This window comes from Raoultella sp., from assembly GCF_039594335.1.
In the GTDB taxonomy this organism is placed as follows: Bacteria; Pseudomonadota; Gammaproteobacteria; order Enterobacterales; family Enterobacteriaceae; genus Klebsiella.
The window spans coordinates 1-7,698 of sequence record NZ_JBCNNS010000169.1 but is presented as its reverse complement, the minus strand read 5'-3'; the positions used below and the strand labels follow the sequence as shown (position 1 = coordinate 7,698).

Below are 7,698 nucleotides of genomic sequence, written 5' to 3'. Positions count from 1 at the left end.
CACGGAACTCAAGATTACCGACATCAGCAAACAGATGGGACTCAGTAAAAGCACCCTGCATTCGCTGCTCAAAACCTTACAGCTGCACGGCTATATCGATCAGAATCCGGAAAACGATAAATACCGCTTGGGCATGAAACTGGTCGAACGCGGCCATTTCGTCGTGGGGACGATGGATATTCGCCAGAAGGCGAAAATCTGGCTGACTGATCTCTCGCAGCGCACCGGACAGACCACCCACCTCGGCATTCTTGACGGCCATGAGGGCGTCTACATTGAGAAGATCGAAGGCCGGCTCGCCGCCATCGCCTACTCGCGCATCGGCCGCCGGCTCCCTATCCACGCAACGGCTATCGGCAAGGTGCTGATCGCCTGGCTGAGCGAAGCGGAGCAAAAGACTCTGCTGGAGGGCTATCAGTACACGTCGTTTACTCCCGCCACGCTGACCTCCCGCGAGGCGCTGCTGGCGGCGCTGGCGCAAACTCGCGCCCAGGGCTATGCGCAGGACAGCGAAGAGAATGAGCAGGGCGTACGCTGCGTCGCGGTACCGGTGTGGAATCATGAATCGCGGGTCATCGCCGCGCTGAGTCTGTCAACGCTCACCTCCCGCGTCGATGAGGCCGAGCTCGCACGTTACCGCGCCTTGCTGGAAGAGGCCGGGCGCCAGCTGTCGAAAGCGCTGGGCTACCCGGCCTGAGGACCTATCCGACTACCGGCTCATAGCTGAAGTAGTCAAAATCCGCATAGCAGCCGTCGCCGCTGATATCCTCACAGTGCAGGCCGACAAAGGCGCCGGTAAAGAACCCGCGCCCGCCGATGTAATCATCCGACAGCTTCCAGGCGGCATATTCCACTGGTACGGTGTGCCACTGCTCGCCGTCAAACGAGTAGCTGTAGCGATAGACGAGATGGTCGACATCGACCCGTAGCCATACGCTCTGCGCCGTATCCGGTACCGCAATCGGCTGTTCATGCAGCGGCCACGACGGCACATTATGATCGAGCTGTAATACTTTAATGGTTCTGCCCTGTCCCTCTTCAAAGTCCACAAAGCAGTAGCTCCAGTTTTTGCTGTTGTAATAGCAGGTTAAGCCCGCGCTCTGCTGAAAATTCTCCGGGGCAAATTCCATTTTTGTTTCCGCGCGGAAGGCAAAGTGCTGCCAGCGCCGGGCAACGGTAGACTGGGTAAACGTCGAGTTGAGCGAATCGTTGCCATACAGGCGCAGAAAGCCGGGCCGGGCACTCAACGACCCTAAGGTCTCATCGAAGGGGATACGCAGCGTTTGTAGCTGCGGGTTGAGCGTCGGGCCGTTGAACTCTTCCCGCCAACGCTCGTCAGCCACGGCACGGCTTTCGACCATTTGCGGCCCTGGCACGTTCAGCCGCGCGTGTTTTCCCCCCACTACCGATGGCCAGCCGTCATGCCAGGCAATACGCGCGATGCCGGTTTCCCGCCCCAGCGAGCAGTAGCCGCGCCCGCCGGAGGCCAGCAGCGGCACACCGGGTAAGCGCTGCGGACGGCTGGTGAGATAGGCCATATACCATTCGCCAGTGTGGGTCTCCAGCAGCGAACCGTGGCCGCTTTTCTGCAGCGGATTTTCCGGCAAATGCCAGCTGGTCATCAGCGTCCCGTCCGGGTGCAGTTCGTACGGCCCGTCGATATTTTTCGCTCTGAGCACCATCACCGCATGTTCATAACTGGTGCCGCCTTCGGCCACCAGCAGATAGTACCAGCCATCTTTGTGATACAGATGGGCCCCTTCGGTGTAGCGCAGCGCCGTACCGGTAAACAGCGTTTTTCGCGTCTTCGACAAGGTCTGGGTCTGCGGGAAATACTCCTGCAGGACGATAGTGCAGTGCGGGTCGCTGTGGTGACGCGGCCCCCACGGCCGGTAAATATAATATTTACGCCCGTCCGAATCATGAAACAGCGACGGGTCGAAGCCGCCGTTACCCATCGCTATCGGTTCACTCCACGGCCCTTCAATCGAGGGGGCAGTGACCAGATAGTTGCGACCGTTTTTCCACGGCGAGTCGACGATTTTGACATCGGTATACAGCAGCCAGAACAGCCCATCGGCGTAACTCAGGCACGGCGCCCAGATACCGCCGGAGTCGGGGTTGCCTTTCATATCCAGCATCGATACGCGATCCAGCGGCGTACTCACCAGCGACCAGTTTTTTAAATCTCGCGAGTGGTAAATACGCACTCCGGGAAACCACTCGAAGGTGGACGTCGCGATGTAGTAATCCTCGCCCTGGCGGCACATTGACGGGTCTGGGTTAAACCCAGTCAGAATCGGGTTAGTAATCGTGTACATATTGCCTCCTGCTTAATGGGATGTCGCAGCAGCGGCGTCAGGTGCGCCCTCTTCCTGCACCGCACGATGTTGACGCAACTGCTGGCTGATGGCCTCCACCCGAGCATCTGTCAGCTTGTAAAGTGAGAGCATGATGAACATGCCGACATAGAGCACCACCGGCACCACGCAGAACAGGATTTTGATGGTGGTTAACACCTCAACCGGCTGCACGCTGCTGCTGGCGGAGTAGTTTACATATGCCAAAATCCAGCCCACTACCGCGCCGCCGATGGCCAGGCCAATCTTCAGGCTGAACAGATAGGTGGAAAAAACCAGCCCGTCGAGACGTCGCCCGCTGCGGCTTTCTTCGTAATCCACCACGTCTGAGGCCATCAGCCACTGCAGCGGCGTGGTGGTGTTGAAGACGAACAGGAAGACAATGTTGAGCGCGAAAATCAGCGCGATATATTCAGTTGGGGTGACGAAAATCAGCAGGCTAATCAGGGAGTAGATCACGATAATCGCTTTAAAGGCCTTCACCCGATCGAAGCGCCCCAGCAGGCGCGAAGAGGCCAGCGAACCGAACATGGTGGCGATGCTGCCGTAGAGCAGGAACTGCATCGCCATCTCCGGGTGGTCCATCACGTATTTCACGAAGTAGAGCGTCGCCCCGCCGCGAACCACGTTGGAACAGGTCGCCATCATTTTGAAAGCACACATGATTCGCCACTGGGTATTCCCGAGCAGCAGCTTAAGATCTTTCGCCACTGATGCGCCCGGCTGTACGTCGAAGGTATAGCGCTCTTTGGTCGTGAAGAAGCACACGTACAACAGCACCACGCCGGTCAGCCCCAGCACGCACATTGCGCCAAAGTAGCCCACCTGCTCGTTGCCTTTACCAATGATGCTAACCAGCGGCAGCGCAATCCCGCTAATCGCCAGCGAGCCTGCGGCGGCGAGGAAAAAGCGCCACGACTGCAGGGCATGGCGCTCTTTCGGATCCGCCGTTATCACCCCCGGCATCGCGCAGTAGGGGACGTTAACGAAGGTGTAGACCAGTGTCAGCAGAATATAGGTCACACTGGCATAGATAATTTTGCCCTGCGCGGAAAAGTCCGGCGTGTAGAAGGTCAGCATACAGACGATGCCGAACGGGATCGCGCCCCACAGCAGGAACGGGCGGAACTGGCCGTAGCGGGTACGGGTTCGGTCCACCAGCAGCCCCATCAGCGGATCGGTGACGGCATCCAGCACGCGGGAAACCAAAAACAGCGTCCCCATAATACCGGCGGAGAGGCCAAACACATCGGTGTAGAAATAGGCCAGCAGAAACATCGTCGCCTGCCAGACGAAACCGCACGCGGTATCGCCCAGCCCGTAGCCGATTTTATCTTTCATGGTTAATTGCATATTTATCTCCAACCCCAATGAGTGGAATGGCGCAAACGTCAGGGACCTGAAAAGGGAATATATACCCGCTGCAATGTCAGGAAATCACCCATCATTCGTATGCTTACGGTTCACGTTTTCGTGTTAATAGAGTGTAAGAAGATGTTCATTTTTACGGCAATGGTCATTTTTAATTTGTGATTTATGTTTTTTGGTTTTTGTGATTGCCATCGTTATAAGCGAGGAAAGGTGATAATATTTTTCATGTTAATTTTTAAATGGTTATGCAAAATAAAAAATAGCCAAAATTATATTTAATACAGGCGAAAAAAAGCCGTCCGCGGAATATTTCCGCAGACGAAATCGAACCTGAATTTAATTAAATACCGAGCGCTTTTTTACCGGCGTTAATAACCTCGATAATTTTATCTGTGTCGTATATACAGCCTTTCCATGTCCCGCCGCTGACCGATTGCAGCGCTGCCCACAGGCGGGTATCGTCCGGTAAAAAATCATGGGCATGCAGATCGGGATGCGGCGTTCTTGCCGCCAGCTCTGCTGCCCCCTCTGCTGGCGTCAGCCGCTTTTGTGGCGTACCGATGAAATTAACGCGACCGGTTAGCGCCAGCCTGTCGACCGCGATTTCAATGACATCATTGTCGCGCAGCTTGCCAATTGGCCCGCCGGCCAGTGCTTCCGGGGCGACGTGGCCGAAGCAGGCGCCGGTCGATACGCCGGAGAAACGGGCATCGGTGATCAGCGACACCGTCTTCCCCCATGAGACATGTTTCAACGCCGAGGTGAGCTGATAGGTCTCTTCCATGCCGGTCCCGGATGGCCCGCCGCCGATCACCACCATAATATCGCCCTGCTCGATCTCGCCGTTTTTGATCGCCTTGATCGCCCGGGCCTCCGAAACAAATACCCGCGCCCGTCCGGTATGGCGATACACGCCATCATCGTCCACCACCGACGGATCGATCGCCGTGGCTTTGATCACCGATCCTTCCGGCGCAATATTGCCTACCGGGAAGGCTACCGTTGAAGTGAGGCCTTTCGTTTTCGCCCGCGCCGGCGGGAGGATCACATCATCCGGATCGACGCCATCCTGTTGGCGCAGACACTGCCGGAATTTTGCACGTCGCTCGGAAGTCTGCCACCAGTCGAGGTTTTCCCCCACCGTCTGGCCAGTCACCGTCATCGCATCCAGATGCAGCAGGCCAAGATCGCGCAGGTGCAGCATCACTTCCGGTACTCCACCGGCGAGGAAAGCCCGCACCGTCGGGTGGTAGTCCGGCCCGTTCGGCAACACGCTGACCAGACGTGGAACTTTGCGGTTGATCCGCGTCCAGTGTGCGACATCAGGAATGGCGCACCCCGCAGCATGGGCGATGGCGGGAATGTGCAGCAGAAGGTTGGTCGAGCCGCCGAACGCCGCGTGGATAACCATCGCGTTTTCGATCGCCTTATCGGTCAGAATATCGCGCGTAGTAATACCGCGATTATCCAGTTCGCTCACCGCCCGCGCTGACTGGCGAGAGATTTCCAGCCAGACGTCCTGCCCCGACGGCGCCAGTGCCGAGTGCGGCAGCGCCAGGCCGAGCGCTTCCGCCACAACCTGCGAGGTACCCGCCGTGCCTAAAAACTGGCAGCCGCCCCCCGGCGAAGCGCAGGCGCGACAGCCCAGTTCGGCGGCCTCCTGCAACGACAGCTCATGGTTGGCATAGCGCGCGCCGATGGTCTGGACTTTACCGGCGTCTTCACCGAAGGTCGGCGGCAGCGTCGCCCCGCCAGGCACCAGAATCGTCGGCAGATCATGCATCGCCGCCAGGGCGATCATGGTCGCCGGCAGGCCCTTGTCACAGGTCGCCACGCCGATCACCGCCCGACGTGTCGGCAGCGAGCGGATCAGACGACGAAACACGATCGCCGCATCGTTGCGGTACGGCAGCGAGTCGAACATACCGTGCGTGCCCTGGGAGCGGCCGTCGCACGGGTCGCTGACGAAAGCGGCGAAAGGGATCCCGCCATTGCGGGTAATCTCTTTCGCCGCCGCCTGCATCTGCAGGCCAATTTCCCAGTGCCCAGTGTGGTAGCCCAGCGCCACCGGGCGGCCGTCGCCAGCGCGAATCCCGCCCTGTGTGCCGATAATCAGCACCTCTTTGCCAGTGAGCTTGTTAGCATCCCAGCCCATGCCAGCGTTTTGCGTCATCCCGAACAGATTACCGCTCGGCGACTCCATCAGCATTTGCGGCGTCAGCGGCAGCGCTCCCTGCGGACCAGCGGCATGGGTGATGACCGCATAAAACGCATCATCCTGGGGAGTGAAAATCGTCTCTATTGCCATCTTCATTTTCCGGTTCAGCAGAGTCTGAGCTGTTGTAGCAGCGTTTTGAGTTGTCTCTTTTTCGCCTCGTTCAGCGGAGAGGCCGGGGGCAGCACATGCGTTGAGATCGGCCGCCCGCACAGCACGATCGCCTCTTTAATCACATTCACAAACGGCGTATCCAGCTGATACATCTGCGGGATCTGCAGCAACGTCTGATGGTAGCAAGCGGCTTCCGCCAGGTCGCCATCACGGAAGGCTTGCAGCAGCTTCACCGAAATCTGCGGGGCAAAGTTGCCGCTGGCCGAGATGGCCCCATCGCCACCCAGCAGCAGGGTGTTAAACAGGTGGTCATCATAACCGCACAGCACCGAGAAGTGCGGGTGTGCCGATTTCACCGTCTCAATCATGCTGCGCAGATGAGCCACCGAGTCGATGGTGTCTTTAATGCCGACAATATTGCTGCGCGAGTCCGCGAGAGTTTTGACCAGCGCTGGCGTCAGATCCTGACCGGTCAAGGCCGGGAAGTTATATAGCATCACCGGCAGGGTGGCGCTGTCGGCCACCTGCTGGAAGTAGCGAATCAGGTTGGGCTCAGAGACTTTCCAGTAATAGGGGTTAATTACCACGATACCGTCAGCGCCGGCCTGCTGCGCGTGCTGGCTGAGCTCGATGGTTTCCCGGGCGTTGGTGCCGCCGGTGCCAATCAGCACCGGTACGCGGCGCTCCACGTGGGCGATGGCGAAGGCGGCAATAACCTTACGCTCTTCGGCGTTGAGCTGCGAGAACTCCCCGCCGCTGCCGAGGAAGAACAGGCCGTCGACGCCCGCAGCGATCATGTCGTCGATCAGCGCGGCGGTGCCCGCTTTATCGAACAGGCCATCGGCGGTAAAAACGGTGGAGACAGGCGGAATAATCCCCGAGAACTGCACGGTTTGCGACATGAGATCTCCTTGCTGAATCATTTTGTTCTACATTATAGAACAGTGTTCTTTTATTTAACGACCATACTAAGCCGCCGACAAAGAGAAGGTAAATGGGGCGGCGGACGCAAGTGCACGTTTTTCGGGCTGGATCACAAAATGCTGCAACACCCTATCCGCACGATAAACCGGCTCCGCCCGTCGCCCCGGTAAGCGCAGCGCCGCCGGGGGGAAGTTTCCATGCCACCAGGGAGAGGTTCCCGGGCCGCAGGGTAACCCCTTGCCCGGGCTACGGTCCGGCACGGGCCCGTCGCCCCGGTAAGCGTAGCGCCACCGGGAGAGGTTTCCATGTCACCAGGGACAAGTTCCCGGATAGCGGGGTAACTCCTTGCACGGGAGACGGTCCGGCACTGGCCCGTCGCCCCGGTAAGCGCAGCGCCACCGGGGGAAGTTTCCATGCCACCAGGGAGAGGTTCCCGGGCCGCAGGGTAACCCCTTGCACGGGAGACGGTCCGGCACGGGCCCGTCGCCCCGGCGGGTGCTGTTCAAGTGGAATGCGAGGTATTAACCTGGTATGGACGAGTTGTGTCGGGCGGCACGTAAAGCGGAAAAAACAGGCCACAGCGCAGTGTGGCCTGAAAGTGGATCAACGATTAGATTCCTGCCGTTTCACGAATGTATTTACGCGCTTTGAGGGCGTATTCGAAAGGGTTAGCCAGCGCCGGATCCTGTTCGGCTTCAACCACCATCCAGCCTT

5 protein-coding genes and 1 pseudogene are annotated in these 7,698 nt (G+C 58.6%); 1 reads left to right on the top strand and 5 read right to left on the bottom strand.

Annotation, left to right across the window (positions count from 1 at the left end; genetic code table 11):
- Positions 1-697, top strand: a 697-nt coding sequence (locus ACZAHD_RS20190; RefSeq protein ID WP_462458341.1) for an IclR family transcriptional regulator, incomplete at its 5' end; no start/stop codon positions are given.
- 4 nt (positions 698-701) lie between these two features.
- On the opposite strand, the gene ACZAHD_RS20185 is transcribed toward ACZAHD_RS20190, so the two are convergent.
- The 5 genes and pseudogenes from ACZAHD_RS20185 to ACZAHD_RS20165 form a co-directional block, all read right to left on the bottom strand.
- Positions 702-2,321, bottom strand: a complete 1,620-nt coding sequence (locus tag ACZAHD_RS20185; protein ID WP_462458340.1) for a glycoside hydrolase family 43 protein — start codon at positions 2,319-2,321, stop codon at positions 702-704.
- Positions 2,322-2,333: 12 nt separating this feature from the next.
- Entirely contained in the window at positions 2,334-3,713 is a 1,380-nt protein-coding gene (locus ACZAHD_RS20180) for a glycoside-pentoside-hexuronide (GPH):cation symporter (RefSeq protein WP_462458339.1), read from the bottom strand.
- A 358-nt stretch (positions 3,714-4,071) separates the two neighbouring features.
- Positions 4,072-6,039: a YjhG/YagF family D-xylonate dehydratase gene (locus ACZAHD_RS20175; RefSeq protein ID WP_462458338.1), complete on the bottom strand. Its 1,968-nt coding sequence runs from the start codon at positions 6,037-6,039 to the stop codon at positions 4,072-4,074.
- 14 nt (positions 6,040-6,053) lie between these two features.
- Complete coding sequence (locus ACZAHD_RS20170) at positions 6,054-6,962, bottom strand: dihydrodipicolinate synthase family protein (RefSeq protein ID WP_462458337.1); 909 nt, start codon at positions 6,960-6,962, stop codon at positions 6,054-6,056.
- A gap of 632 nt (positions 6,963-7,594) precedes the next feature.
- Positions 7,595-7,698 (bottom strand): annotated as a pseudogene (locus ACZAHD_RS20165) (myo-inosose-2 dehydratase); the annotation flags it as partial.